Source organism: Gardnerella sp. DNF01141 (assembly GCF_049244255.1).
In the GTDB taxonomy this organism is placed as follows: Bacteria; Actinomycetota; Actinomycetes; order Actinomycetales; family Bifidobacteriaceae; genus Bifidobacterium; species Bifidobacterium vaginale_E.
On the sequence record NZ_CP058391.1, the window covers coordinates 1,332,920 to 1,359,853 of the forward strand.

Consider the following 26,934-nt stretch of genomic DNA (forward strand, 5'->3'; position numbering starts at 1 on the left):
GAGAATGGCATGCTTAGATGGCAAACTGCAGGGGAGTCGCATGGTGAAGCATTAGTTGCCATGATTGAAGGTTTGCCTGCGGGCGTGCGCATTACTAGCAGCGATGTGGTTTCGGCTCTTGCGCGCCGTCGTCTTGGATACGGCCGCGGCGCTCGCATGAAGTTCGAACAAGACAAAGTGCGTCTTTTAACCGGCGTTCGCCACGGAGTGACTCTTGGCTCTCCGATTGCTGTAGAAATTGCGAATACAGAGTGGCCAAAGTGGACGGAAGTAATGAGCGCAGATCCTTTGGATCATGAGATTGAGAAAGTTGGCCGAAATGCGCCGCTTTCTAGGCCGCGCCCGGGCCATGCGGATTTAACTGGCATGCGCAAGTATGGTTTTAATGATGCTCGCGAAGTTTTGGAGCGTTCGAGCGCTAGGGAAACGGCTTCACGCGTTGCTTTGGGCGCTATTGCTGATGCGTTTTTACAGCAGGCTTTGGGTGTGCGCACTGTTGCGCATGTTGTTGGAATCGGAGGCGTTTACGCTAACAAAAGTTTAGCATTACCAACACCTGACGATGTTGCGGCTTTGGACGCTTCTCCAGTTCGCACTCTCGATAAAGACGCCGAATCTCGCATGATGGCTCGCATTGACGAAGCAAAAGCGAATGCGGATACTTTAGGCGGAGTAGTAGAAGTACTCGCATACGGTATGCCTGCTGGAGTTGGAACATACGTTGAGTCGGATCGCCGTTTGGATGCTGCTTTAGCGGCTGCGCTTATGGGAATTCAGGCAATTAAAGGCGTGGAAATTGGCGACGGTTTTGCAGAAGCAGATCTCCCAGGCTCGGCCGCGCACGACGAAATCGTAACAGACGAAAATGGAAAAATCACCCGCCTAACTAATCGTGCTGGAGGTATTGAAGGCGGTATGTCAAACGGCGAAATTATTCGCGTGCGTGCCGCAATGAAGCCAATTCCTTCTATTCCGCGCGCTTTGCAAACTGTAGACGTGCTAACTGGAGAGCCGGCTCAAGCTATTAACCAGCGCTCCGATTTTACTGCTGTTCCAGCGGCTTCCGTAGTAGCAGAAGCAATGGTAAGACTTACTTTGGCAAAGTATGCTTTGGAAAAGTTTGGTGGAGATTCTTTGCAAGAAACGCGCCGGAATGTAGAGTCTTACCTAACTTCCTGGCCGGAGAATATGAAATGAGCAATACTAAAATTCCGCTAGTTGTTATTATCGGCATGCCTGCCGCCGGAAAAACGCGCGTTGGTCGCGAAGTTGCGCATCTTATGAATCTGCCTTTTTGCGATACAGACGACATGATTGAGCGCGAAATTAATATGCCAATTACTCAATATTTTGAGCAGTTTGGTCAGGAATCCTTCCGAGATATAGAAGCCAGAATAGTTAGAAACGTAATTTTAGAAAATCAGACTGATTCCGGCATTGTTTCTCTTGGCGGCGGCGCTCCTGTTCGCAAAGAAACGCAGGAAGTGCTAAAAGAATACGTGAATCTTGGCGGTCGCGTAGTGTATTTGCAAACCAGCGCAGACGATGCTATTGAGCGCGCAGGTTGGAGCAATAATCGTCCTATGCTAATCGGCCAAGACGCTAAAAAGCGTTGGATGGAATTATTTGAGCAGCGAGACCCAATTTTTAGGGCAGTATCAAATATTCACATGCCAACAAAAGGTTCAAATCCGTATATGGCTGCAGAAAAGTTAAGGAGCATGATTATGCAACGCATAGTGCATGTTACAGGCGAAGCGATTGAGCCGTACGATGTGCGAATTGGCGACGGAGCCATGCAACTTTTGCCGCAAATGCTTGGAACTAAGCCGGTTAAAGTGGCGTTAGTTCACACGCAGCTGGTTCAGCGCCACAGTGACAGAGCTCGCGCAATTTTGCGTCAAGCAGGCTACGAAGTTTTAGACATACTTGTGCCGGATGCTGAAGCTGGAAAAACTATTCAAGTTGCGAGCGGAATTTGGGCTAGACTGGGTGAAGCTGGTTTTACGCGTTCCGACGCGATTGTTGGCTTAGGAGGCGGCGCTGCTACGGATGTTGCCGGCTTTGTTGCTGCAACTTGGATGCGTGGAATTCGTTACGTAAACTGCCCAACTTCGCTTCTTGCAATGGTTGACGCTTCAACAGGCGGAAAAACTGGTATAAATACGGATGCTGGCAAGAATCTGGTTGGAAGTTTTTACACTCCAGCTGGCGTTTTGGCAGATACTTCTACGCTTTCAACTTTGCCAAACGATATTCTTATTGAAGGCTTGGGTGAGGTTGCAAAATCTGGTTTTATTCTAGACGGCGAAATTTTGAAGATTCTTAGCGACTCGAATAATGCTAAGCTTTTGCGTGAATTTAATGGGGATCAGATTGAAAATAATAGCGAACTTCACGAGCTTATTGTGAATCTTATTGAACGCACTGTTAGAGTAAAAGCGTATCACGTTTCGAGTGACTTAAAAGAGCAGGGTTTGCGCGAGTTTTTGAACTACGGGCATACTTTAGGCCATGCGATTGAGCAGATTGAACACTTCCGTTGGCGTCACGGAAACGCTGTTGCTGTTGGCATGGTTTTTGCGGCCGAGCTTGCGCAAATTTTAGGATATTTGGATGCTGAAGACGTTTCATACCATCGTTCGCTTTTAGATTCGCTTGGATTACCAACTTCGTGGCAGAGTAGAGAAGATTCTGACGCTGCGTTTGAGCGCGTGCTTAATCTTATGCATCGTGACAAAAAAGCGCGCGGCAACATGCTACGTTTCGTAATTTTGGATGGTATTTCTAATCCTATTCATTTAGACAATCCGCCTATTGAAGCAGTTAAAGAAGCTTTTAAGCGCGTGTATAAAAAATAATTAACTTTGCGAGGCAATAATGGAAAATCAGCAACCGAAAAAAGTTCTTGTTGTAAACGGTCCGAACTTAGGCCGTCTTGGTGTGCGTCAGCCAGACGTTTATGGCAGTCAAGATTTTGAAACTTTGCGCTCGCTTTGCGAAAAGTGGGGAGCGGAGCTTGGACTAAAAGTAGAAGTTCGCCAAAGTGATGATGAAGCGCAAATGGTTCATTGGATGCACGAAGCTGCCGACACGCATACTCCTGTTGTTATGAATCCTGCTGCTTTTACGCACTACAGTTATGCGCTGGCGGATGCGGCTCACATGGTTTTAGACGCTGGAGTGCCGCTGATGGAAGTGCATATTTCTAATCCTTCCGCACGCGATTCTTTCCGCAAAATAAGCGTGATTAGTCCTGTTGCAACCGGCACTATTACTGGCATGGGATTGTACGGTTACAAGCTTGCGATTGAGGCTGTTGCGCACTTAATATAACTTTTTAAGTCGCTTTTAATACAACACCCGAGTCGAGGCTCGAAGATACTATGGAGTTCCATGGTTAGAAGAAAACATGGTAACTCTCAGGAGCATATTACAAAGCATATTTTTGTCACTGGTGGCGTTGTTTCGTCCCTCGGAAAAGGCCTTACTGCATCGTCTTTAGGACGACTTTTGCGAAGCCGCGGCCTTCACGTTTTGCAACAAAAACTCGATCCTTATATCAATGTTGACCCGGGTACAATGAACCCATTCCAGCATGGTGAAGTCTATGTTACGGAAGATGGCGCAGAAACAGATCTTGATATTGGTCATTACGAGCGATTCCTTGATGTTTTCTTAAGTCAAAAAGCGAATGTTACTACGGGTCAGATTTATCAGTCTGTACTTCGTAAGGAGCGCGCTGGTGAATATTTGGGTCAGTGCGTGCAGGTTATTCCGCATATTACTGGTGAAATTAAGTCGCGTATGCGCGCGCAGGCTTCCGATGACGTAGACGTTATTATTACGGAAATCGGCGGCACAGTTGGAGATATTGAATCCCAGCCATTCTTGGAAGCCGCTCGCGAAGTTCGCCGCGATTTAGGTCCAGAAAACTGCATGTTTGTGCACGTTTCTTTGGTTCCTTATATTGCAGCCGCGCACGAGTTGAAAACTAAGCCAACTCAGCATTCTGTAATGATGCTTCGCCAGCTTGGTATTTCTCCAGACGCGCTTGTTTTGCGTTCGGATCGTCCGCTTAATCAGGCTATTAAAGACAAGATTTCGCTTATGTGCGACGTTGACGCCGAAGGCGTTGTAAACTGCGTGGATGCTCCAAGCATTTACGACGTTCCAAAGATTTTGTTCAACGAGGGCTTGGACGCTTACGTTGTTCGTGAGCTTGAGCTTCCATTCCACGATGTTGATTGGAACGAGTGGGAAGATTTGCTTGAGCGCGTGCATCATCCAAAGCATGAGCTAAACATTGCAATCGTTGGCAAGTATATTGATTTGCCAGACGCGTACCTTTCCGTTACGGAGGCCATTAAGGCTGGCGGTTTTGCAAACTGGGCTAAGGTAAACGTGCGCTGGGTTGCTGCCGACAAGTGCGAAACTCAGGAAGGTGCTGCTGCGGCTCTTGACCAAATGGACGGAATGGTAATTCCAGGCGGCTTCGGCATTCGCGGTATTGAAGGTAAGATTGGCGCGCTCCGTTACGCTCGCGAGCACGGTTTGCCAACGCTTGGCCTTTGCCTTGGCTTGCAATCTATGGTTATTGAGTACGCTCGCCACGTTCTCGGTCTTGAGGATGCTAATTCCACAGAGTTCGAAAAGGATTGCGGAGATCCAGTAATCGCAACTATGGAAGAGCAGAAAGATATTGTGGCTGGTAAGGGAGATATGGGTCACACAATGAGACTCGGCTCTTACCCTGCAACACTTGAGGAAGGCTCTATTGTTGCCGAGCTTTACGGTACTACGCATGTTACCGAGCGTCATCGTCACCGTTACGAAGTGAACGTGGCTTATAAGGATCGCCTGCGTGAAGCTGGTTTGCGTATTAGCGGTCAAAGTCCGGACGGTAATTTGACTGAGTTTGTGGAGCTTCCAAAGGAAGTTCACCCATTCTACGTGGCAACTCAGGCTCATCCAGAGTTTAAGTCTCGCCCAACTAAGCCTCATCCACTGTTTGCTGGATTAGTGGCGGCGGCACTGGAACATCAGTCGTCTGCACAAAATAGCAAAGCAGATAAGTAGTATTAAGCCAAGTAAAAACAAGCGGTAAAACTTAGGATTCTTAAGTTTTGCCGCTTTTTGTTTTATTAGATTGTGACAAACATTACGTTTTGTTCGTAACACAGCTATACCAAGAAATCGCATTACGCGGTAACCTTGAATAGGTAAGAAATAGACTAGACAGAATGCAAAAGTAACGTTGGGGAATAGCTTTTGCGATTGCGCTCTAAGGTAAGAGCGTAGCAATGCGTTATGCATGGAGGTGCTATAAGCGTATGAGCGATACTAGCAATATTAGTCATACAAGCGTTACAGCAAATGATGCTAATAATCCAGCAAAAAATAAAGCTGCAGACGTTGAAATGAGCCAGTATGTGGCAGATCGCGCTCGCGTAAACGAAGAGAAAATACGTCAAGACGAGCAGATTGTTGCTGAATTTGGCGATTACAATTACGGCTGGCACGATTCGGATGCTGCAGGCGAGGCTGCAAAAAAGGGTATTGACGAGTCGGTTGTGCGCGCAATTTCCGCAGACAAAAACGAGCCGGAGTGGATGCTAAATCTTCGTTTGCAAGGCTACCGTGCGTTTTTGCAAAAGCCGATGCCGGATTGGGGTGTTGATTTAAGCGGTTTTGACGCCGACGATTTTAAGTATTATGTGCGTCCGGTTCACGATCAAGCGAAAACTTGGGATGATTTGCCGGAAGATATTCGCAAAACTTACGATCGACTCGGCATTCCGGAAGCGGAGAAAAAGCGCTTAGTTTCGGGCGTTGCAGCACAGTATGAGTCGGAAGTTATTTACAATTCGATTCGTGAAGACTTGGCTGCTCAAGGCGTGATTTTTGTTGATACAGATACAGCAGTGCAAAAGTATCCGGAGCTTGTAAAAAAGTATTTCGCAACTGTGATTCCGGTTGACGACAATAAGTTTGCGGCTCTTAACACTGCGGCTTGGAGCGGCGGTTCGTTCGTGTACGTGCCAAAAGGCGTGCATGTGGATATTCCGCTTCAGGCTTACTTCCGCATTAATACGCCGAACATGGGTCAGTTTGAGCGCACGTTGATTATTGCAGACGAAGGCTCGTACGTGCATTATGTTGAAGGTTGCACAGCTCCGATTTATTCCACGGATTCGCTTCATGCTGCAAACGTTGAAATTGTTGTAGAAAAGCATGCGCGCGTGCGCTACACAACAGTGCAAAACTGGTCAAATAACGTGTACAACTTGGTAACTCAACGAGCTTACGTGCGCGAAGGTGGCACAATGGAGTGGGTTGATGGAAACATTGGCTCTAAGGCTACTATGAAGTATCCTGCTTGTATTCTTGCCGAGCCGTACGCAAAAGCAGAAACCATGTCTTTGAGCTTTGCTGGACGCGGACAGTATCAGGATACTGGTGCGAAGATGATTCATTTGGCTCCGCACACGAGTTCTACGATTGTTGCTAAGTCTATTTCGCGCGGCGGCGGGCGTTCTGCTTACCGCGGTCTTGTGAAGATTATTAAAGGTGCTAAAGGCTCGAGTTCGTCGGTTGTGTGCGATGCTTTGCTTGTTGACGATTTTTCGAGGTCGGATACTTATCCGCATGTTGATGTGCGTGAAGACGACGTTTCAATGGCTCACGAAGCCACTGTTTCCAAGGTTTCTGAAGATCAGCTTTTCTATTTGATGAGTCGCGGACTTGAAGAAAAAGAGGCCATGGGCATGATTGTGCGCGGCTTCGTGGAGCCGATTAGCCGCGAGCTGCCGATGGAGTACGCGCTTGAGCTTAATCGCTTAGTTGAGTTGCAAATGGAAGGATCCGTAGGCTGATGAGCGAAGATTTAAAAGAGAATTTAGGCAATAAAATGACGGGAAAAGAAATTACTATTCCTGTAGCAGATCCTAATGATCCTTATGCGGTTCCTGCAGCAATGCCTTCTAGCGCAGACAAATCCGTGCGCTCGTTTAACGTTGAAGATTTTGCGATTCCAACGCGTAAGCAGGAAGATTGGCGATATACTCCAGTTGAGCGAATTTCCGAATTTTTCGAGCGTTTCGAGCCTTCTAATAGTATCCAAGTAACGCTTGAAGGCGTTGGCGGAGCCGCTTTAGATGATTCTTACGTTGGAAGCGACGGTTCCGTAAGTTTGCAAGTAAAGCCGCAAAACGATGCGCCTCACACCGATATGAAGCCGTCTGATCGCGCGGCTGCAGTCGCATGGAACGCGGCGAAGCAAGCGCACGTACTTCACGTATCTGGCGAAATCAAAAAGCCAATCGTGCTAAAAATTCAGGGTAATCTCGCGAATAGCGCAAATGAAAACGCTGTGCAATCACTTGACGCACTGCACTTAGTAATCGAAGCAGATTCTCGCACAAACGCAGATATTATTATCGAACACACCGGCTGCGCAAAACTTGCTGAAGGCGTGGAAATCATACTCGGAAAGCATGCGCACGTTTCTACTACCTTTATTCAAGAGTGGGATTCAGGCAGCAAGCATGTTGGAAATCAGCGTATTCACGTTGGTGAGGGAGCTTCGCTTCGCCACGCTATGGTTACTCTTGGCGGAGATGTTGTGCGCATTCGCATGGATCAGGATTTTGGCGGCGAGCAGGGCGATTTGAACATGCTCGGCATGTATTTTGTGGATCCAGGCGAGCACGTGGAGCACCGCACGATGGTTGTGCATAATTATCCGGAATGCAAGTCCAGAGTCGTGTACAAGGGCGCTTTGGAAGGAAAGGACGCGCATTCGACTTGGGTTGGAAACGCGCTTATTAAGCCGGAAGCTCCTGGCACGGATTCGTACGAATTGAACCGTAATCTAGTGCTCACTCCTGGCGCAATCGCTGATTCTGAGCCGAATTTGGAAATTGAAAACGGAAATATTATTGGTGCCGGTCACGCAAGTTCAGTCGGAAGATTTGACGACGAAGAGCTTTTCTACTTGCAGTCTCGCGGAATTAGTGAGATTGAGGCAAGAAAGCTTGTTGTGCGCGGATTCTTTAACGAGCTGATTGAAGAAATTGGCGTTCCGGAAATTGTTGATCACTTAATGAAGGCTATTGAGCGCCGTCTTGCAAGAACGGAAGAATAGGAGAAAATCATGTCAACTTTGGAAATTAAAGATTTGTACGCTTCTGTAGAAACAAAAGAAGGACGCAAGCAAATCTTAAAAGGCGTAAATCTTACAGTTAATTCTGGCGAAACGCACGCAATTATGGGTCCTAACGGATCTGGAAAGTCTACTCTTGCTTACACTTTGGCAGGGCACCCAAAGTATGAAGTTGATTCCGGTCAGGTGCTTCTCGATGGCGAAGATATTTTGAAAATGACTCCTGACGAGCGTGCAAAAGCCGGACTTTTCCTCGCAATGCAGTACCCAGTAGAGGTACCTGGCGTATCTATGACGAACTTCCTTCGCACTGCAAAAACTGAGGTCGACGGAAAAGCTCCATTTTTAAGAAGCTGGGTGAAAGAACTTAGCGAGGCTATGAAAAAGCTTCGAATGGATCCAAAATTTGCGTCGCGTTCAGTAAACGAAGGCTTCTCCGGCGGCGAAAAGAAGCGTGCGGAAGTTTTGCAATTAGAGCTTTTGAAGCCAAAGTTTGCGATTTTGGACGAAACTGATTCCGGACTTGACGTTGACGCGCTTAGAATCGTATCGGAAGGCGTGAATCGTGCTAAAGAAAACACCGGTTTGGGAATTATGATGGTTACGCATTACACGCGAATCCTCAAATATATTAAGCCGGATATTGTGCACGTTTTTGCGCAAGGTCACTTTGTGAAGACGGCTGGTCCGGAGCTTGCGGACGAGCTGGAAGAAGAAGGATACGACAAGTACTTGCCGGAAGGCGCAACCGAGTCGGCACTGGCTTAAGCGCAGCTTAGGTGATAGCTTAACCTGTTTATGTATTCGTAAAAAATTACGTAAAAGCGTAAAAAATAGCGGTTTAATATGACTGAAGAAAATATTATGCGAGAATTTAGCGATTTGCGCGAACAATTTCCGATTTTGCGTCGCACAGTTCACGGCGCTTCGCTTTACGATACTGTGCACGGAAAACCCTTGATTTACTTGGATTCTGCAGCAACTTCGCAAAAGCCGCAAGTTGTAATCGACGCCGAAAAAGAGTTTTACGAAACAATTAATGCAGGAGTTCACAGGGGGGCGCACGAGTTGGCTGCGCTTTCGACTGTTGCGTTTGAACAAGCGCGTGCTAAAGTTGCGCGTCTTGTTGGAGCGTGTGCTGATGCTGGGCGTGAGGAAATTGTTGTTACTACGGGAGCTACAGGCGCGCTTAATCTTCTCGCAACTGCTATTGGTAACGCTAGTGCTAAGGCAAAAATCTGCAAAAAAGACAGTAGTGATCTGGCTGATTCTAAGAGTGATTTTCGCAAAAATTTCGCTCTTCAAAAAGGTGATGTAATAGTCGTATCTCGCGCGGATCACCATTCTGTTTTGTTACCATTCCAAGAGCTTGCGATTCGCACAGGCGCGGAGCTTCGTTGGATTGACGTAACAGAAGACGGCCGCGTGCGCACGGACGCGGATTATTTGCGCACGATTATTGACGAGCGCACGAAAATCGTTGCAGTTACGCATATTAGCAACGTTACTGGTGCTATTACGGATGTTTCGTCGATTTGCAAGCGCGCTCACGAAGTCGGCGCGATTTTTGTGCTCGACGCATGCCAGTCAGTGCCGCATATTCCGGTTGATTTCCACGCGTTAAACGTTGATTTTGCAGCCTTTAGTGCGCATAAAATGTACGGCCCTACGGGAGTTGGATTCCTGTATGGTCGCCGTGAGCTTTTGGATGCGCTTCCGCCTGCCAATTTCGGCGGCTCAATGGTGGAGCTTGCGTGGCTTAACAAGCCTGCGCAATACATGGATGCGCCTTACCGTTTTGAGGCTGGAACTCAGCCTGTTGCGCAAATGGTTGCGGCCGGAGTTGCTGCGGATTGGTTGCGTGAAATTGGCATGAGCCGAGTAGCAGAGCACGAGCAGGAAATTGCTGCAGAATTGCTAAAATTGAGTGAGATTCCTGGCGTTCGCATTTTGGGGCCGACTGATTTGAGTCAGCGAATTGGCACAGTTGCTTTTGAAGTTGAAGGCGTGCATCCGCATGATGTTGGACAGTTTTTGGACGCGCAGGGTATTGCGATTCGTGTTGGGCATCATTGCGCTCAGCCGATTCACCGTCATTTTGGCGTGTACGCTTCAAACCGCGCTTCCGTTGGCGTTTACAACACAATTGACGAAGCTCGCGCGCTTGTTGAAGCCGTTTCCCACGTTCGCGCCTACTTTGGCGCATAATGTTATTAGTGAGCGAGTTGGATAGTTAGCGAGTTAGTCAAGCAAATTGGCGAGTCAGTATGCATTGTTTTATTCAATAGCTTTATGCCTTGTTTCTTTTAATATGCCTTTTTTAAAGTCAGACCACGAACCAAAAAATTTTTCATCTGTCTTTGTTATGTGTTTATTTTCGTATTTGAGTTTTGTAAGTTCTACCATGCAAATGTAATCTGCTATTTGTGCTAGACGATACTGTGATTGTTTTGCGTATCTGTATATGGTCGCATTTTTTGACAAACTATATTCCATTGCTTTGTGTATTGCATTAACTATTGATTGCTGACCATTGTCATAGTATATTTTTATTTTTTCATATTGTTGCATATATTCCATATTGTCGAATAAAAAATTAATTAAATCTTTGCGCATTGCTGCAGACAATTGACTTGTTGATTCGTATTTTCTGTTTGTGTATACAAAAGTATGGTAATGAATTTCAACGTGCCTGAAGAATATTCTAAATGATTGCAATAATTTTTTTCTTGTAGACATATCTAAACATTTATAATTATCTTTTTTGTTCATAAGAGGTGAAGCATGAAAGGGTATATTAGGAAGTAGTCTTTGTTCGAGTGAGTTTTCGTAAAGTTTTATTGAATAATCTAAATTATTTGATTGGTCATGAAGTACGATAGTTAGTATGTAATAATAGTCTGATAAATTATCGCTGCCTGATTCGTCTATGAATATGCTAAGTTCTCTCATGCTTTCCCCAACTTTTTGACTTATAACCCAACTACACTGATAAGTAAGTAAAACAAAAGCCGGGGAAAACGTCCCCGGCACTTGGAAGCCTTTACAAAAGACCTCTTATAATTGTATCACATATACGACACTATTAAATACTTATTTTCTTGCGGCTATTACTACGATTGTTTAAAAATAATATTTGAAATAATTGAATTTGAAAATATAAAGCATAAACTTGATGAAGTTGATATGTTATTGAAAAAAGTTGTTGAGTTTTCTAATGATGAATCGTTTATTAAAAAATAAGTGATTAAATATTGTTAGCGAGCGAGTTGGATAGTTAGCGAGTTAGGAAGTAGGTAAGGAGTGCGTATGTTTGATATGGGTTTTGGTGCGGGCGCTGGTTTTGGTGCAGGTGCTGGTTTTTCAGATGCGGCTGGTGACGGCTTGGAAAGCATGTATCAAGAAGTGATTTTGGATGCTGCGCGAAATCCGCATGGCAAAACTCATTTTGAAAGCACGGATGCGCTCGCAAAAGCGGAACTGCAGGAAGAATCTCAAGAATCTCAAGAAACTCAAGAATCTCAAGAATCTGCCGAAAATACAGAATCTGCCAACTCTTCTGAAAATAAAAAATCTGCTGAAATCACCCTAAACAATGCGCACGAAAGTTGCGCTGTGGCAATCTTTGCAGAAAACTCAGCTTTAGGTCAATCGCACCAATTCAACCCAACTTGCGGCGACGAAGTAACAATGCGCGTGGAGCTTTCAAATATCGCAAATAATAACGAAACCCCAGTAATTTCAAGCGTTAAGTGGGATGGTCACGGCTGCTCAATTTCGCAAGCAAGCCTTTCGATGATGGTTGATTTGGTCGAAGGAAAGTCGGTTGACGAAGCCTTGCGATTAGACGCGCTTTTCCACAAACTTATGGAATCTCGCGGCGAAGGTCTTAAAAACGAAGATGAGGAAGATGCGCTGGAAGACGCAATGGTTTTGCAAGGTGTATCGCGATACCCAATGCGAATTAAGTGCGCGCTTTTGGCGTGGGAAGGCTTAAAAGACAGCATCGCAAAAGCTTCACAAAACTTGAATCCGCAAATTCTTGGCAGCTTGTAAAATCGAAATTTGGTACAAGCAAAGCAAGGAATATTATGGAAGAAAATAAATCGGCTGTTGAGGTGGCGGCGTCGACACCTTTAAGCGCGAACGATATTGGCAGGGTTACCGAAGAAGATATTAAGGAAGCGCTTCACGATGTTGTCGATCCGGAATTGGGCATTGATGTTGTTGATTTAGGCCTAGTTTATGGCATTGAAATTGACGAGCTGGGTCGCGCGATTCTTACAATGACGCTTACAACTCCGGCTTGCCCGCTTACTGATTTGATTGAGGACGAGTGTGCGAATGCGCTCGCAGGTTTGGTGGAAGAGTTTCGCATTGATTGGACGTGGAAGCCGCGCTGGAGCGTTGAAAACATTAATGAAGACGGTCGCGCGCAGCTTGAGGCGCTTGGCTACAATCTCAACAGTTTGCAGGCGAACTTTGCGGCTGGAATGTATGGTTCTGGGGTAGTTGGGGGCGCTGGTATTCCGCCAACCGCGTGAGTATTTGGTTAACTTGCCGTTTTGTTTTGATAGCAACGTACTAAACAAGTGGGAATTATGGGCGCTGAAATAAAAGCAGTTAGTGCAAACGGAGTCTGTGATATTCGCGATATAAATAGTGTGCGCGAAATAAGTGATGTGCGCGAAAATAGTATTCGCAAGTATGCTTCGCGCGGAATTTCCGACGTTGTTTTTGACTTGCATATGCTGGTGGATTGGGATGCGCGCCGCACTCTGGCCGCGGATTATCCGGATTTTATTGGGGAAGTGCTTTTTAGTTTCGAGCCGGAATGGGGATTTGAGTTTCACGAGTCTTTGCGCGAGGCTGGGTGGAGCTGCGATCAGGCGTTGAATTCGTTTGATGAGCATCACGGCCCTGCGGTTACGTGGCTGTATCGCTTGTATTTTGAGCGTTTCGAGCGCGGTTTTGCAGGCGAGCGCGCGGATGCTTCTGCCGTGGCGCGCGAGTTGATTGCGAACGGCGTGCGCGTGTGGGCGTTGGGTAATGCTTCTTGCGATTGGCTTTGCTGCGCGCGCAAAACTTGCCCAATACTTGGCGAGCTTAACGGCGTTTGTGCATCTTACGAATCGCATTTGCGCAAACCCGACGTAATGCTTTACCGCGCGTTTTTGCAACAAGCCGGTCTTTCCGCTTCCTCCACGCTTTTTCTCGAAGGCGACTTTCGCGCCGCTTCTGCAGCCTCGCTGATCTATTCTTAATCAGCATCCTTAATCGGCATTCTAATCTGCGCGCGCTCGGCTGAATCAAAGTTATCGCTATGAGTCTATAGTTAACTTTTACTTGTATTCGTGCGTTATTTATATAATAATAAAGCACAAAAGCAAGTTTTTAATAAGCTTTTGTTATTCGTAAAATGGTTCGAGCAGGTTGGTATGTGATGGTAAAAGTAACAGCAAATCAAAAGATAACAAATATTAGTGCGATTAAAGAAATTGTTAAGAAAAATAACGGTATCATCACAGCAAAAGAAGTTTCTTCCGCAGGAATTGACTCTTGGTATCTAACTAGCATGGTCAAAAATAATGATTTGGAAAGAGTTGCGCGCGGTGTGTATTTTGATAGCAATTCAAATAATTACGATGAACTTTATTTTTTCCAACTTCGCAATAAAGCTTGCATATACTCTTACCAAACTGCTTTGTATTTGCATAATCTTACAGATCGCATGCCGTTTATAAACGAAGTTACGGTATGTCAGGGTTATAACACATGGCGTATAAAAAATGATGTTGAAGTGCATCAAATTAGGAAAGAATGGTATAAAATTGGCGTTACAAGGGTGCGCACAATTATTGGTAATTATGTGATGTCTTGTGATATGGAGCGCACTATCTGCGATTTGGTTAGAAATCGTAGGTGTCAGGATTCAGAGATATTTGGTAAGGCTTTGCGTGCGTATGTGAGGAATCCTAATAAAAACGTACATAGATTGCGCGAATATGCCAAACAATTTGGTATTCTTCGGCAAGTTGACGATATTTTGGAGATTCTCGATGAATAACAGTAGTAATAAAAGTACTGCAATTAGAGATAGTGTTACGCAGCGTTTGCGTAATACACAAAAGCATTGTTCGTGAGGGTAAAACCAGCACGAAAGTGTGCGATAATTCGATCAAAACTACGCATGGTATTTTAAATTCATAAATTCATAATCTACAATTCATGTACATTTTGTATAGTTTAATTTATGTTTGCTTATATAGACGATTCTGGTGACTCTGGGTTTAAATACGACAGAGGTTCGACGAGATATGTCGTGATAGCAGCGTGTATTTTCGATACTATTGAAGACATTACTCATGCTTGGAAGTTGATGGAAACAGCAAGGTGTGAGGAACAAAATGGTGAATTCTTTCATAAGTATGATCGAGAATTTAAATATAATAAAACGCATCCTAAGCTTAAAGATGTGTTTTTTGATTGCATGAAATTAGCCAATTATCACGTACGAGTAATTATTGCAGACAAAACTAAAATTCGTAGTAAAAATTTATTAAGTAATCCTAGGCTACTAAAAAGTTATATGATACGTCAGCTTTTTACGCACACATTTGGGGCGGTCAAGGAATGTATTTTGTATATTGATGGGCAGGATACTCGCGCTTTTTCTATTCCTGATGCAGATTATCTAATGAATATAGTTAATAAAGTATGTCCAGGAACATTAAGTAAGGTTGATTTTGTTGATTCAAAAACCAATCCAATGATTCAATTGGCGGATATGACCGCTGGAGCTGTTCGCGCAAAATTAGAAACTGGTAACCAAAAAGCATTAGCGCATTTTAATACTTTTGCTTATAGGACTAATAAGCCATTTGGAACTTATTGGGTGTTTACAGATGACAAATAAAATTTTGCTAATCTGCAAAATTTTTTGCCGCAAATAACAGATAACTTCTGTACTGATTTCGAAAAGAACAGATAAAAAATTATAGTCCCTCTATTCATTACGTTATGTAAAGAAACGCACACCAGCGGGTGACTATTCGAGGGACTACCTAAAATTGTATCAAATTAAAATAACGTTAGCAACATACTGTAGTTTGTGTTGCTGTAACTGTCTGGCATTTTGAAGGAGCTTGAAATGTGTTATGCAATTATTAGGCTCAGGCAATGTGCTTAGGCGGGTCGTTGTTCTATCTCAGCCGCTTCGAGTGAATCGTAGCCATACATGCGCACAGTATTCGCGATTATCATTTGCGTAAGATTTAGATTTTCCGCGCGCAAGTTATTCACAAAACGCTGGTATTTTGCGAAAGTTGCGTCAGAATACGTGCTTAATTCGCCTCGCAAATACGTTTCAAAAGACGTATTTTCTGCCGTATCTTCGCTAGTTTTAAGCACGCGCATCGCAAGACCTAAATGCGGGTAGCGCTCGCGAAAATCCGCAGCCCACTCAACTTGCGTTAAAATAATCTGCTCCTGCGAACTTTTTCTAGGCTCTAAAATCGGCTTAATATAAGGCTTAATCGTGCGCTCAAAAATTTCCGGCGCAGTAGACTCCATCATTCGCGCATACTTTTCCGTAATCAAATTGCGGCCACCGCTATTCGCACGCTCAAGATCCTGCTTATAAGACTCTTGCAAATTGAGCGGCCACGCCAAAAACTGACTCACGCGCATAATGTGAAAAGTCGGCCAGTTTCCTTGACAATTCGCGCGTCCGCCTTCGTTTTGCGTAAGCTGAAACTGATCCCACTCGAGTTTTGTAATTTCTTCCGCAAGCTTTTCTGATCTTGGATTTTGCGCTTTCTGATTTTGCGCTTTCGTTGCCAATAAATCACACATCATAAGCTCCTTAAGCACACAGCGCGCGAATTAATATGCGCTTCAACATACGGCCGCTGCCATTCCAAAAAAGTTTCGCCGCAATCGCTTAAGCCCTCGTATTGCAACTCGCGCACAATATCCTCGCAAATACTGTCAATTATTTGCGTAACTTGCTTTTGCGCAATTCCCGCTCCTTTGCCACCTTCTCCAAAACCGTCGCCGCCGGAGCCGTCGCCACCAAAGCAAGCAGCGGAAGAAAGTCGCATTACTGACTCAAGTTTGCCGCACACTTCCGGAAGCCTGGAAGCCATGCGATTGCTTAGCTTTCGCAATGCCTCAAACTGCCACTTGTAGTAAGGCAAGTAGCTTGCGGTTACGGGATTGTTGAGCAGAAAAACGAGGGAAGCGGTTGCGCGCACGAATTCGTTTATAGAAAGCCACGCGGCGGATGCATCTTTGCGAGCTATCATGCGTTGGAAATTGTATTGGCCGGCTTGTGAAATCATGCCAAGTCTTCTGGAGATTAGTGAGATTCGCACGTCGTCCGGCATGAGTTTGAAGCTTTGCCGAGCTTTTGAGAACTCTCCAAGTGGGTCCGCGAAAATTTTTCCGTTCGTAGCTGCTGCAAGCGTTGACTCATCTAAGGACAGCCATAAATGCGGCTCGTTTTCGCTTGGGGCAGTGGGGAAGCCGGTTAGATTTTCGAAAAATTCGCTTATGCGAAATACTCCGACGCGCTTGCTGCTTTCGCAAGATTTGGCGCGCGGCGTTTCGCTGCGAGATTCAAAATCGGCGTATTTCTTCGGAAGTGCGTTGTAAGCGTTTTGCAAATCCGCGCCGATTTTCGCGTAATCTTCGTCGGTGAGCCACAAGCAGAAGCCGGGACCAAAATCGTGGTCGCGCGAAATCTCGTCGTCAAAACCGTAACATTCCGAACCGTGACCAACTAATCCTGCAGCTATGCGATTTTTGTACATCGCAAATTTTGGCTGATCGAGTAACGACTTTCCGTAAGTTTGCCAGTATGATTGCGATAGTTGCATGCCGGTTGTTATTTTTGGATTATTTTCTGTTTTTACAGTTTTGATTGATTTTATGGTTTTATTTGACTCTGGCTGTTGCTCATCGGTTGCTTGCGACTTTTCCGAATCGTATTGAATCACATTCGCCGCGCCACTCGCCGTAACTTTTTCTGCTAACTTGCGTGTCTGCTGCAAATTTTCCGCTGTAATCGCGTAAGATTCGCTATCTTTTCCGTAACATTTCGCAATCAAATCAAGCGCTTTACTGTAACTTTCCGCCGCCTGAGCGTACTCGCCGCGCGCGCACTGAACTTGCGCAAAACCTGCCAAAGCAGAAGCGTAGTGCGGTTGATTTTCGTTATTTCCAGCGACGTACATGCGAACGCTGGTCGAGGCGTGATTAAAAGCGGATTCAAGAGTTGCGGATTTGCTGTTTGTGCTGGTGTTGGGATGTGAGCACTCCTGCAACATAGCAAGCGCAATATTCGTGTGCGTAGCGGCAATATCGATGTCGTGATCAGGATCTGTGCTCGTATTTTGCAAAATCTCAAGCGCCTGATTAAGCTCATCAATTGCTTCACTCGTGTTACCTGTTTCGCTATAAAGCATTGAAAGATTGTTGTGAAGGGCAGCGAGTTTTCTATCGTTTGGTTTTAGTGTTTTCGATGATTCTTTAATAGCTTGAGAATATATTTCTGCTGCGCGCTCGTAGCTGCCAGCCGCGCGAAGGCTTGTGGCGGCGTTGATTAGCGTGGTCGTGCCGGCTTCGGTGCCAGCTATGCGCATGGAATCGGCCAGATTTAGAGCGCGATTTATGATTGACTGATTTTTTGCGTGTTCGCCGCGCGAACGGTAAAATCCCATGATTTCGTTGAGAATTGAAAGCTGCAGGGAATTGGTTTGCGCGGTTTTTGTGGTTGATGCGGTTTCTTCGGTTGCTGCATTTTCCGCGGTTTCTTGTTGCGCCTTTGCATCTGCCGCGACTTCGGAATTCACCTGTGTTTCGGCAAGTTTTCGCAAAAGGTACGATTCAATTGCTTCCGCGCCCGCGTGATTCGCGAACATTTCGTCAAGCTCGCTATAAAATTGCGCAGCGTTCTGCATCAAAGCCCCCTTGCTATTGCGCTCTTCAATCAATCGACTTCAACTTTACAGCCACGTAAAGAAACTGCCGTAATCTTCTCGAGAAGCGACAAAAACTTTGCGCGCGCTAACTTATTTTTTGCGCTGCTCTTTCGTTTTTTTTTTTTACTGGCTAGCATAAATATTGAGAGTGTGTATTTTGCTGATTGAACAGGAAGATAAATGAGCAATAAGAGTGTGAAGAATAAAAGCGGGATTTATAAAATTGTGGCCATCTGCGCGTCTGTGATTTCGTCAGTAACAATGACGTTGCCAACAATCACAAGCGCAGTCGGTATGATTGGCACATCGCGCACTTCTTCCGCGATTTCCGGCGCTACTGCTCCCAAATCCTCAAAAAATGCCGCGCGTTCGGCGGGTGCGGGTTCGGGGAGGGCTTCGGCTTCAAGTACTGCTACTTCGACTCGGTCTGCTGATGATGCAGATGACAAAGAATGGATTAAACTACCTGGTCGTAATCTTAAGTGGCTTATTATTGCTGGTACGTGGGATACGATACATCTGAGACCTATTGATCCAAAGAAGCCTGTTTATGGTGGGAATACTGGATATGGTACGGGTTCAGGTAAGTTCGATAGTATTTTCGGAACTTCGGATGGAAATTATAGTGGACCTGGCTTTGATGCTCTTAAGAATCAAATAAAAACTATTGTCATAGATGAAGATATGACATTAGATGGTGCAGAAAGTATGTTCCAAGGATACGCTGGTCTTCAAAAAGTAGTTGGTTTGGACCATATAAAATTTGCGGATGATATCAAAGACAACTCATTACAATCAATGTTCGCAGAATGCACAAACCTTGAAACTGTTGATGGAATTACGAATTGGGATATGAGCAGCATTACTAATACCAGTTTTATGTTTGCGAATGATAAAAAACTTAAAAACATTGATTTAAGTGGTTGGCAAAACGTTAAGATTAAAAATGCTTGGGCGATGTTCTATGAGTGCAATAGTTTAACTAGTGCCAAGTTGTTTAAAGCAAATTCTGGTACTTTAGCAGATATCAGTCAATTATTCCAAAACGATATTAACCTCACTAGTGTAACAGGTTTAGATAACTGGGATACTAAAAGCGTTAGAGATATGTCTTTAGTGTTTGCAAACAATCAAAGTTTGGAAGCTGTTGCGGGTGTTGAAAAATGGAATACTAGCAGCGTTAAGACTATGTACGGCATGTTTTACAATACTCAAAGTTTGAAAACTATTGCGGGCATTGACAAGTGGAATACGAGTAGCGTTATAGATATGTCTGCAATGTTTTTGCGAAGCGGAGTTAAGTCTTTAGATTTAAGTAAGTGGAAGTTCCCACAAGGGTCAGTTAAACATGGAAAGGAAGATCCTTGTTCTGCAACTTCCGACATGTTTAAAAATTCTGGACTAAGAGATCTTACGTTGCCTACGGATGCTAATAATAAAAATACTTCCATTTTTCCTGATGGCATATGGCGTAAATCCAAGGGTAAATCTGCTGTTAAACCTGGGGAAAATATTGATTTGGTAGCTAATGATTATGAGTCGAAGACTGGCTACATTCGTTGGGTTCGCGATTATATTAAAGTTACATTTAACAGCAAAGTTGGGAACGCTGAAAATCCTAATAACACAATTACCTGTATTACTGACGCATTGCAAGGTCAAAATCATACGTTAGGTAGGAATAATACGTTAGGTAAGAATACAGAGTTTGTGAATTGCACGCATAAATACACTCCTAGTAAAGATCTTCAACTAAGCGGTAACCCTGCTAACAAAGATGCTGATAAAGAAAAACTAGCCTTGCAGGCGGAAGATCTTGGTTTAACTTACACTGCTAAACTTATTCGCGAATCTAAGAATAGTAAGATTGATGTGTTGGAGAATCTTCTTAAAGAAGCTGATAATTCTCGCTATAAATCAACCATGACTTTTGATGAGATTAGAAAGTCTCTTGGAATTGTTGATGGGGATACAGTTAAGTGGCAGAGATTGCTGAATCCAATATTCACCAATATTGATTATAAAATTATTAATAAAAATCCAATATTTATGAAGAACACTGGTTCTGCTGTAGATGGGAACGTACCAACAAGTAATTTGCTCAAAAATCAGAAAAATCCTTCATATATCCAAGATAAAGATATTAAAGATGCGGTTATACATTCGCTTTTTGACATCACTTTTACGGCTGATGTAAAGCACAAGCCAAAGCCAAAGCCGCCTGTTCCACCAACGCCGCCAACGCCACCGCAGCCAGAACCGCAACCGCAACCGCAGCCGCAGCCTGGCCCGCAACCTTCGCCAACACCGACTCCGACGCCGAATCCAGATTTGAATATTAATCCGGATTTTACTCCGGATTCGAACCCGGATTCAAATCCATTTAATCCGCTTGATAACGAGCCTGATAATGTGCCTCAGAACGCGCCGCAGAATCCGCTTCAATCAATTCAAAACGCTGATGCAGAAAATAACGCGCTTCGTCGTGGGGTGGCCAATCGTAATCGCAATAATCTCGCTAATCGCACTAATAACGCCAATTCCGGCGCGCAAAAGCAGTTAAATGGCAACGACGGGACTTGCAAATGTGTGTGCCCAACTTCGCCATCTGACGCAAATTCGCGCAATTCCGCCGGCTCGGCAAAAAAGTCGGAAAATAACGCTGCGTCTTATCAAAACGGTAATAAGTATTCGTGGTTAGAAAATGGCGGATTGGTTGCTGGTCTGATTGCTGGATTGATTGTGTCGTGGCTGATTATGCTGATTATCGGCTTTGCCTTGGGATACAAGATGAGGAAGAAGCGCGACGAGAAGCAGATTGTTGAAGAGTAGCAGATTGTCAGCGTGCTTATAGCGTGCTTATAGTGTGCTTGCGTGCGAAAATCCGACCGAAACTGCTCAGCTGTGAGTAGTTTATGTCGTTTTTACGGAAGATTCCGACCGAAACTGCTCAGCTGTGAGTAGTTTATGTCGCTTTTCAGCCAGATTCCGACCAAAACAGCGCACGCGTGAGTAGTTTATGTCGCGCGCTCGCTCCTGCGTGCTGCGTTGGTAACGAATTTCCGGCAAATATTTCATAAAACGGCCGAGAAGACTACAAATGCCGGATAATTTCCGGCAGATGTTTCAAAAATCAAAAGTCGGGCTGGCGGGATTTGAACCCGCGGCCTCTTCGTCCCGAACGAAGCGCGCTACCAAACTGCGCTACAGCCCGATGTTAGACTTGCGCAAAAGACTTGCGCAAAATACTTGCACAAAGTACTTGCGTACAAAGTTCTAACAACGTCCGTAATGTTACAGGCTGGCGCATACAAATATTTTGTTGCGCTTGCTTAGCTTGTGTTCTTATCTGTATTACCTAGTAGCTACAATTAGCGTTTATGACTGACACCAATACTGCAATGTCTGCCGCGCAAAACGCCGCAGAAAACGAAGCAACAGATACTACCACAGATATCGCCAACGAAATCGACACTGTTGAACATGCCGAAATGTTACTCGCTCAAGACGAGGCAATCGCCAAGCGTGTAAACGAAGGCGCAACTCTGGACGAAGCAATCGACCCAAGCAATAAAGAGTTTGGCCCTCTTGCGCACCCAGAGCAGGTGCAGATGCGCGTTGCTAAGCGTGCGATGCTTCTTAAGGAAGGCGTGCAGCCTTACCCTGTGCATCTTAACGTTACGGATACTATCGAGCAGGTTCGTAAGCAGTTCGACGGCAAGCTTGAAGCAGGCGAAGAAACCGATACCGAGGTTGGTATTGCAGGTCGCGTGCTTTTCTTGCGTAACGCTGGCGGCTTGTGCTTCGTTAAGCTTTCTGCCGGTGATGGCACGACGATTCAGGCCATGGTTTCCAAGAAGGAAATTGGTGAGGAGTCCATTAAAAGCTTTAAGCAGATGGTTGATTTGGGCGACCACCTTTACGTTCGCGGTCGCGTGATTTCGTCTAAGACCGGCGAGCTTTCCGTTTTTGCAACCGAGTGGGCGATTGCAGCTAAGGCTTTGCAGCCTCTTCCGGCTTTGCACAAGGAATTAAGCGACGATACTCGTACGCGCAAGCCATATATTGGTATGATTGCGGACGAGAAGATTCGCGATATGGTTCGCAGGCGTTCGCATGCTGTGGCTTCTCTTCGCCGCACTTTCGACAGTCACGACTTCTTGGAAGTCGAAACCCCAATGTTGCAAACTGTTCACGGCGGTGCTGCTGCTCGTCCGTTCACAACTCACATGAACGCTTTTGACATTGATCTTTATTTGCGCATCGCTCCAGAGCTTTTCTTGAAGCGCTGCTTGGTTGGTGGCATTGACCGCGTGTTTGAAATCAACCGCGATTTTAGAAACGAAGGCGTGGACGCAACTCACGCCCCAGAGTTTACAATGCTCGAAGCTTACCAAGCTTACGGCACTTACGATACGATTGGCGCTCTTACTAAGGAGCTGATTCAGAAGGCTGCTATCGACGCTTTCGGCTCTACCAAGGTGACTTTGCTTAACGGCGAAGAGTACGATTTTGGTGGCGAATGGAAGCAGATTACAATGTACGGCTCGCTTTCTGAGGCTTTGGGCGAGGAGATTACGCCGGAAACTTCCGTTGAGCATTTGGGTGCGATTGCAGACAAGCTTGGCGTTGAGCGCGACGACGTTGAGAATCACGGCAAGTTGGTTGAGCACTTGTGGGAGCACTTCTACGAGGATAAGCTTTACGAGCCAACGTTTGTGCGCGACTTCCCAGTGGAGACCAGCCCGCTTGTTAAGGGTCACCGCACGAAGCCTGGAATGGTTGAAAAGTGGGATTTGTACGTGCGCGGCTTTGAGCTTGCAACCGGCTATTCTGAGCTTAACGATCCTGTTGTGCAGCGCGAGCGCTTTGTGGCTCAGGCTAAGGATGCTTTGGCTGGCGATGTTGAGGCAATGGATATTGACGAGGACTTCATTGAGGCTCTCGGCGTTGGTATGCCTCCTGCCGGCGGTATGGGCATGGGTATTGATCGCTTGCTGATTGCTCTTACGGGCGCAACTATTCGCGAGACGATTACGTTCCCACTTGTGAAGCCTCTTCGCTAGTTGACGCTAATTGACGCAAAGTAAAATTTAATTCATGTAGTCGTACGAAACGAATAGACTAGGTAATTATGACATATAAATTAGTATTGCTCCGACATGGTCAGAGCGCATGGAATAAGACCAATCAGTTCACTGGTTGGGTTGATGTACCGCTGACTGAGCAGGGTGTTGAGGAAGCTAAGCATGGTGGCGAGCTTCTTAAAGAGAAGAACGTTCTTCCAGACATCGTGTTCACTTCTTTGCTTCGTCGTGCTATCAACACCGCGAATTACGCGCTTGATGCAGCCGACCGCTTGTGGATTCCAGTTCGCCGCAGCTGGCGTTTGAACGAGCGTCACTATGGCGCTTTGCAAGGTAAGAACAAGTCTGAGATTCGTCAGGAATATGGCGATGAGAAGTTCATGATTTGGCGTCGTTCTTACGCAACTCCACCTCCTGAGATTGATCCAAACGATGAGTATTCTCAGACTAACGATCCTCGTTACGCAGGCGATCCAGTTCCAGAAACTGAAGCTTTGGCAAATGTTGTGACTCGCGTAACGCCTTACTGGGAGTCCGATATTATTCCTGAGCTTAAGTCTGGAAAGACCGTGATGATTGCAGCTCATGGCAACAGCTTGCGTGCAATTGTGAAGATGCTTGACGGTTTGAGCGAGGAAGAGATTTCTAAGGTCAATATTCCTACCGCTATTCCGCTGCTTTACGAGTTGGATGAGAACTTCAAGCCAATCAAGCCTCGCGGTGAGTATTTGGATCCAGAAGCTGCTGCTGCCGGCGCTGCCGCTGTTGCAGCTCAGGGTCAGAAGTGAGCTTAAGTCGAGCTTAAGAAGGCTTAAGAAGGCTTAAGAAGACTTATTTAAGGCTTAGCTAATACTTAGCGAAAAATTAAAAAGAAAATTTAAGAAAATATTATAAAAGTACTTGCGTAATATTAACTAGCATCGTATACTTATAAATATCTTCTTTCTAATTTCTCTATCGGGTGAATTTGTTGCGTATTGCAAATTCACCCGTTTCTTTTTTATTTACGATTGAGCGCATCTGCAATATTCTAGGAATTTTTATACGCCCCCCCCCCTAATAAGTATTGAATGAATAATAATTTAGTTTTTAGATGTGGGGGATTGGGGGCGCTACTAAATATAGTGGTATAGCATTGTATAAATATTAATCTTGCATAACAAATATGCACTGTTTATGTGCCGCTTATACGCTGCTTAATATATGTCACTCAACGCTCTAAAATATCAGCGCTACGCAACCACAAGCGCTACGCAATCACAGTGTCTTTATCTGGCTCAGGCTTCTTTGTTGGATCAAATCCCGAAACAATAAACACAATCTGCCTTGCAACAGCAACGCTGTGGTCGCCAATGCGCTCAATAAAGCGGCTCAGCAGCACAATGTCAATCAGCTGCCTGCGCGTGCCGTGCCAATTTTCACCTTCAACAAGCGCAAAAATCTCCTCATGCAGCTTGTCTAGCGAGTCATCTCCAGCAATAATGGTTTCCGCCATTTTTACGTCGCGATTAGCAACCATGGTAGTTAATCGCCCTGCAAGCTCGTGCAAAAAGTCAATCATCGCAACAATTGTTTCGCGCGCTTCTTGCACAATAGCGGACTCTGGCCAAGTTCGCCTAGTGATTTGCGCAATATGACTAGTTAAGTCGCCCATGCGCTCGAAAGTTGCCGCCAAACGCATAGTGGCAACAACTTCGCGCAAGTCCGTTGCAACCGGGTTTTGGCGCGCGAGAAGAGTTAAGCACTGATCAATAGTGCTGGCTTCCAAAGCGTCCAAATCCGCGTCTTTGTCAATAACGGTTTGCGCAGATTCCAAATCCGCGTTCACAAGTGCGTTTCCCGCGTCGTTCATAGCTTTCGACACAAGTTCCGCCATGCGTTCGAGGTTTGCAGATACGGCCTTCATTTCTTCGTTGAAAATCACTCGCATGGTGCATCCTTTCGTTGTTGCAATAAGCTTTATGTGCGCATCCTTTCTAATTATAGACGACGCTAGTAACGAAGCGGCCGAAACTGCTCAGCTGCGAGTAGTCTATGCCGCTTTTTATTTGCAGAGTTACCAAAGTGCGCAAAATATGAGATTATAATAGTATGCCTGATTCTTCAGCCGTAGTATTTATTGCGTTTGGCGTGCTCTCGCTTTGCGTTGTGCTTGCGTTATGCGTTTTTGCGTCGGATTGGTTTTCGCCGTTGTGGCGTTTTTTGCTGCGCGCGTTTAAAAGAGTTAATATTTCACGCGGCTTAACTTCTAATCATGCTTACGATTCTTACGATTCAGATCTCAACTCAGGCCGCGAATCCGAAAATCTTTCCGATTTAGACGACCTAAGTTCGGATGCGTCTCAAGTTTTGGCAATGCTCGACATGCCGACTGTTGTAATCGACTCCGAAAATGACGTAATTCGCGCAAGCTCCGAAGCTTATTTGCTGGGCGTTGTTATTGACGATTCGCTCTGCCAGTCGCGCGTGCTTCAAGCTGTTAATTCCGTTCGCAATTCCGGGGGATTTGAGCGTCTTTCTTTGGTGACTTCAACTCCAGAGCGTTATAAAATTGCGGATGATTCCGAAGAATCGACTACGATTTCGCGCCCAAATTGGCTGAATATTACGGCAGGTAGCGTTGGTGGCGGTGTGGTTGTGTTGATTATTGAGGACACGAGTGCGGCTCACCGTTTTGCGCAAACTCGAGACGACTTTATTGCAAACGTTTCTGATCAGCTAATAAATTCCACGCGCAGCTTAACTCAGCTTACTAAAGTTTTGCAGGAAGCTAACGTTTCTACGCAAAAAGTTAAGGAAATAGCGAAAATCGCAAATAAATCTTCCACAAAACTTGAGCATATGCTTGAAGATTTACTGTGGCTTGTTCGTGCGCAAAATCCTATTGACGTAAATGCGTCTAAATTGTTGTCGGTTGCAGATTTGCTTGAGTCTGTTAAAAATCAGACTGACTCTTTTGCTCAAAATTGCGGCGTTTTGCTTAAGATAAAAGCTGATTCTTCTTTGCGCGTGCGCGGTGACGGCGATCAGATTAAAGCTGCGATTCGTAAGTTAATTGAAAACGCGATTACGTATTCGCCTCAAAACGCTACCGTTTCAATATCTGCCGCGTCTTCTTCGGACGGTTGTTACGCTGTAATTCGCGTGGTTGACAGGGGTGTTGGTATTGATTTAGAAGATCAGTCGCGCATTTTTGAGCGTTTTTATCGTGCGCACAATCAGAGTAATAAAAGTCAGGATGGTGTTGGCTTGGGTCTTGCGATTGCTAAGCATGTGGCACTTACGCATCACGGAAGTATTACATTGTGGAGCAGGCCGGGCCAGGGGACTACAGTTAGTTTTGCTGTGCCGATTGCGAATAATTAAGTTTCGCGAATATAAGTTATTTTCCGAGCCGGCGATAATCCCAGCGGTCAAAGTGCTCCCAAATTAAAAGCAGAACGCCAATAATCATGCCGCTTGCGCAAACTAGCGCGGGAAACCAAGTAGTAATATGCAAAAACGCAATAATAACCGTAACTACTGTTGCAATAAGCCAAGCTATTGTACCTATCGAAAAAACCTTACGCAAATCTACGCGCAGTGGCTTTGGTGTAGACTTTCGTGCATCTGGATTAACTATAGGTGCTAATTTCATACTCTAACCATACAACTGAGTCGAGTCTAAAAATTACGCACGAGATTATGCAGGGCGATTATG

22 protein-coding genes and 1 tRNA gene are annotated in these 26,934 nt (G+C 45.3%); 17 read left to right on the forward strand and 6 right to left on the reverse strand.

All coding sequences use genetic code 11. The features are described 5' to 3' along the window. Positions 1-9: 9 nt before the first annotated feature. The 8 genes from aroC (at position 10) to HXT35_RS05230 (ending at position 10,372) form a co-directional block, all read left to right on the forward strand. Positions 10-1,197, forward strand: coding sequence for a chorismate synthase (aroC, locus tag HXT35_RS05195; RefSeq protein WP_004128841.1), 1,188 nt, complete (start codon positions 10-12; stop codon positions 1,195-1,197). Further along, entirely contained in the window at positions 1,194-2,861 is a 1,668-nt protein-coding gene (locus tag HXT35_RS05200; protein WP_004128838.1) for a bifunctional shikimate kinase/3-dehydroquinate synthase, read from the forward strand. Before aroC ends, HXT35_RS05200 begins: the two co-directional genes overlap by 4 nt. 19 nt (positions 2,862-2,880) lie before the next feature. Then, a complete protein-coding gene (aroQ, locus tag HXT35_RS05205) occupies positions 2,881-3,336 on the forward strand; it encodes a type II 3-dehydroquinate dehydratase (RefSeq protein WP_004128837.1) in 456 nt (151 codons plus the stop codon). Positions 3,337-3,396: 60 nt separating this feature from the next. Next, a complete protein-coding gene (locus tag HXT35_RS05210) occupies positions 3,397-5,079 on the forward strand; it encodes a CTP synthase (RefSeq protein WP_004128835.1) in 1,683 nt (560 codons plus the stop codon). Positions 5,080-5,333: 254 nt separating this feature from the next. Then, positions 5,334-6,875 carry a Fe-S cluster assembly protein SufB gene (gene sufB, locus HXT35_RS05215; RefSeq protein ID WP_004128833.1) on the forward strand — a complete coding sequence of 514 codons (1,542 nt, stop codon included), beginning with the start codon at positions 5,334-5,336 and terminating at the stop codon, positions 6,873-6,875. After that, on the forward strand, positions 6,875-8,146 hold the full coding sequence (gene sufD / locus HXT35_RS05220; protein WP_004128830.1) for a Fe-S cluster assembly protein SufD: 1,272 nt from the start codon (positions 6,875-6,877) through the stop codon (positions 8,144-8,146). Before sufB ends, sufD begins: the two co-directional genes overlap by 1 nt. 9 nt (positions 8,147-8,155) lie before the next feature. Next, entirely contained in the window at positions 8,156-8,932 is a 777-nt protein-coding gene (sufC, locus tag HXT35_RS05225) for a Fe-S cluster assembly ATPase SufC (RefSeq protein WP_004128824.1), read from the forward strand. Between the two features lie 96 nt (positions 8,933-9,028). Further along, on the forward strand, positions 9,029-10,372 hold the full coding sequence (locus HXT35_RS05230; protein ID WP_004128822.1) for a SufS family cysteine desulfurase: 1,344 nt from the start codon (positions 9,029-9,031) through the stop codon (positions 10,370-10,372). Between the two features lie 69 nt (positions 10,373-10,441). On the opposite strand, the gene HXT35_RS05235 is transcribed toward HXT35_RS05230, so the two are convergent. Next, entirely contained in the window at positions 10,442-11,116 is a 675-nt protein-coding gene (locus HXT35_RS05235; RefSeq protein WP_004128820.1) for a DUF3800 domain-containing protein, read from the reverse strand. A 357-nt stretch (positions 11,117-11,473) separates the two neighbouring features. Here HXT35_RS05235 and sufU point away from each other — a divergent pair, with 357 nt between their 5' ends. The 5 genes from sufU to HXT35_RS05260 all read left to right on the forward strand — a co-directional run bounded on the left by sufU (position 11,474) and on the right by HXT35_RS05260 (position 15,080). Next, positions 11,474-12,220 carry a Fe-S cluster assembly sulfur transfer protein SufU gene (gene sufU / locus HXT35_RS05240; protein WP_004128817.1) on the forward strand — a complete coding sequence of 249 codons (747 nt, stop codon included), beginning with the start codon at positions 11,474-11,476 and terminating at the stop codon, positions 12,218-12,220. 35 nt (positions 12,221-12,255) lie between these two features. Beyond that, a complete protein-coding gene (locus tag HXT35_RS05245; RefSeq protein ID WP_004128816.1) occupies positions 12,256-12,708 on the forward strand; it encodes a metal-sulfur cluster assembly factor in 453 nt (150 codons plus the stop codon). A gap of 57 nt (positions 12,709-12,765) precedes the next feature. Then, entirely contained in the window at positions 12,766-13,428 is a 663-nt protein-coding gene (locus HXT35_RS05250; RefSeq protein WP_004128814.1) for an HAD family hydrolase, read from the forward strand. A gap of 179 nt (positions 13,429-13,607) precedes the next feature. Then, complete coding sequence (locus HXT35_RS05255; RefSeq protein WP_004128812.1) at positions 13,608-14,231, forward strand: type IV toxin-antitoxin system AbiEi family antitoxin domain-containing protein; 624 nt, start codon at positions 13,608-13,610, stop codon at positions 14,229-14,231. A gap of 186 nt (positions 14,232-14,417) precedes the next feature. Beyond that, the gene (locus HXT35_RS05260) at positions 14,418-15,080 is read left to right on the forward strand and encodes a DUF3800 domain-containing protein (protein WP_080572233.1); all 663 of its coding nucleotides are present in this window, start codon (positions 14,418-14,420) and stop codon (positions 15,078-15,080) included. A 269-nt stretch (positions 15,081-15,349) separates the two neighbouring features. Here HXT35_RS05260 and HXT35_RS05265 read toward each other — a convergent pair whose 3' ends face one another. Both HXT35_RS05265 and HXT35_RS05270 read right to left on the reverse strand, forming a co-directional pair. Beyond that, positions 15,350-16,021, reverse strand: a complete 672-nt coding sequence (locus HXT35_RS05265) for a DUF4125 family protein (RefSeq protein ID WP_329503494.1) — start codon at positions 16,019-16,021, stop codon at positions 15,350-15,352. Beyond that, positions 16,018-18,126, reverse strand: coding sequence for a DUF4037 domain-containing protein (locus HXT35_RS05270; RefSeq protein WP_421787979.1), 2,109 nt, complete (start codon positions 18,124-18,126; stop codon positions 16,018-16,020). The genes HXT35_RS05265 and HXT35_RS05270 overlap by 4 nt, the downstream gene beginning before the upstream one ends. Positions 18,127-18,327: 201 nt before the next feature. Between HXT35_RS05270 and HXT35_RS05275 the strand changes: the two genes are divergently transcribed. Then, positions 18,328-20,979 (forward strand): BspA family leucine-rich repeat surface protein, encoded by a 2,652-nt coding sequence (locus tag HXT35_RS05275; RefSeq protein WP_004128804.1) that lies wholly within the window; start codon positions 18,328-18,330, stop codon positions 20,977-20,979. A 308-nt stretch (positions 20,980-21,287) separates the two neighbouring features. Here the strand turns inward: HXT35_RS05275 and HXT35_RS05280 are convergent. Continuing rightward, positions 21,288-21,361, reverse strand: a tRNA-Pro gene (locus HXT35_RS05280). A gap of 166 nt (positions 21,362-21,527) precedes the next feature. On the opposite strand from HXT35_RS05280, the gene lysS reads away from it, so the two are divergent. Both lysS and HXT35_RS05290 read left to right on the forward strand, forming a co-directional pair. After that, complete coding sequence (gene lysS / locus HXT35_RS05285) at positions 21,528-23,213, forward strand: lysine--tRNA ligase (protein ID WP_004128803.1); 1,686 nt, start codon at positions 21,528-21,530, stop codon at positions 23,211-23,213. Between the two features lie 68 nt (positions 23,214-23,281). Then, on the forward strand, positions 23,282-24,022 hold the full coding sequence (locus HXT35_RS05290) for a phosphoglyceromutase (protein ID WP_004128801.1): 741 nt from the start codon (positions 23,282-23,284) through the stop codon (positions 24,020-24,022). A gap of 461 nt (positions 24,023-24,483) precedes the next feature. On the opposite strand, the gene phoU is transcribed toward HXT35_RS05290, so the two are convergent. Next, positions 24,484-25,164: a phosphate signaling complex protein PhoU gene (gene phoU, locus HXT35_RS05295; protein ID WP_004128799.1), complete on the reverse strand. Its 681-nt coding sequence runs from the start codon at positions 25,162-25,164 to the stop codon at positions 24,484-24,486. 161 nt (positions 25,165-25,325) lie between these two features. On the opposite strand from phoU, the gene HXT35_RS05300 reads away from it, so the two are divergent. Then, the gene (locus tag HXT35_RS05300) at positions 25,326-26,600 is read left to right on the forward strand and encodes a sensor histidine kinase (RefSeq protein ID WP_004128798.1); all 1,275 of its coding nucleotides are present in this window, start codon (positions 25,326-25,328) and stop codon (positions 26,598-26,600) included. A gap of 16 nt (positions 26,601-26,616) precedes the next feature. Here the strand turns inward: HXT35_RS05300 and HXT35_RS05305 are convergent, their stop codons facing one another. Then, positions 26,617-26,871, reverse strand: coding sequence for a DUF2530 domain-containing protein (locus tag HXT35_RS05305; RefSeq protein WP_004128796.1), 255 nt, complete (start codon positions 26,869-26,871; stop codon positions 26,617-26,619). Between the last annotated feature and the right edge of the window lie 63 nt (positions 26,872-26,934).

Coding starts and splice junctions, on each gene's coding strand:
- aroC (WP_004128841.1), top strand. CDS start 10: ATGCTTAGATGGCAAACTGCAGGGGAGTCGCATGGTGAAGCATTAGTT.
- HXT35_RS05200 (WP_004128838.1), top strand. CDS start 1,194: ATGAGCAATACTAAAATTCCGCTAGTTGTTATTATCGGCATGCCTGCC.
- aroQ (WP_004128837.1), top strand. CDS start 2,881: ATGGAAAATCAGCAACCGAAAAAAGTTCTTGTTGTAAACGGTCCGAAC.
- HXT35_RS05210 (WP_004128835.1), top strand. CDS start 3,397: ATGGTTAGAAGAAAACATGGTAACTCTCAGGAGCATATTACAAAGCAT.
- sufB (WP_004128833.1), top strand. CDS start 5,334: ATGAGCGATACTAGCAATATTAGTCATACAAGCGTTACAGCAAATGAT.
- sufD (WP_004128830.1), top strand. CDS start 6,875: ATGAGCGAAGATTTAAAAGAGAATTTAGGCAATAAAATGACGGGAAAA.
- sufC (WP_004128824.1), top strand. CDS start 8,156: ATGTCAACTTTGGAAATTAAAGATTTGTACGCTTCTGTAGAAACAAAA.
- HXT35_RS05230 (WP_004128822.1), top strand. CDS start 9,029: ATGCGAGAATTTAGCGATTTGCGCGAACAATTTCCGATTTTGCGTCGC.
- HXT35_RS05235 (WP_004128820.1), bottom strand. CDS start 11,116: ATGAGAGAACTTAGCATATTCATAGACGAATCAGGCAGCGATAATTTA.
- sufU (WP_004128817.1), top strand. CDS start 11,474: ATGTTTGATATGGGTTTTGGTGCGGGCGCTGGTTTTGGTGCAGGTGCT.
- HXT35_RS05245 (WP_004128816.1), top strand. CDS start 12,256: ATGGAAGAAAATAAATCGGCTGTTGAGGTGGCGGCGTCGACACCTTTA.
- HXT35_RS05250 (WP_004128814.1), top strand. CDS start 12,766: ATGGGCGCTGAAATAAAAGCAGTTAGTGCAAACGGAGTCTGTGATATT.
- HXT35_RS05255 (WP_004128812.1), top strand. CDS start 13,608: ATGGTAAAAGTAACAGCAAATCAAAAGATAACAAATATTAGTGCGATT.
- HXT35_RS05260 (WP_080572233.1), top strand. CDS start 14,418: ATGTTTGCTTATATAGACGATTCTGGTGACTCTGGGTTTAAATACGAC.
- HXT35_RS05265 (WP_329503494.1), bottom strand. CDS start 16,021: ATGATGTGTGATTTATTGGCAACGAAAGCGCAAAATCAGAAAGCGCAA.
- HXT35_RS05270 (WP_421787979.1), bottom strand. CDS start 18,126: ATGCAGAACGCTGCGCAATTTTATAGCGAGCTTGACGAAATGTTCGCG.
- HXT35_RS05275 (WP_004128804.1), top strand. CDS start 18,328: ATGAGCAATAAGAGTGTGAAGAATAAAAGCGGGATTTATAAAATTGTG.
- lysS (WP_004128803.1), top strand. CDS start 21,528: ATGACTGACACCAATACTGCAATGTCTGCCGCGCAAAACGCCGCAGAA.
- HXT35_RS05290 (WP_004128801.1), top strand. CDS start 23,282: ATGACATATAAATTAGTATTGCTCCGACATGGTCAGAGCGCATGGAAT.
- phoU (WP_004128799.1), bottom strand. CDS start 25,164: ATGCGAGTGATTTTCAACGAAGAAATGAAGGCCGTATCTGCAAACCTC.
- HXT35_RS05300 (WP_004128798.1), top strand. CDS start 25,326: ATGCCTGATTCTTCAGCCGTAGTATTTATTGCGTTTGGCGTGCTCTCG.
- HXT35_RS05305 (WP_004128796.1), bottom strand. CDS start 26,871: ATGAAATTAGCACCTATAGTTAATCCAGATGCACGAAAGTCTACACCA.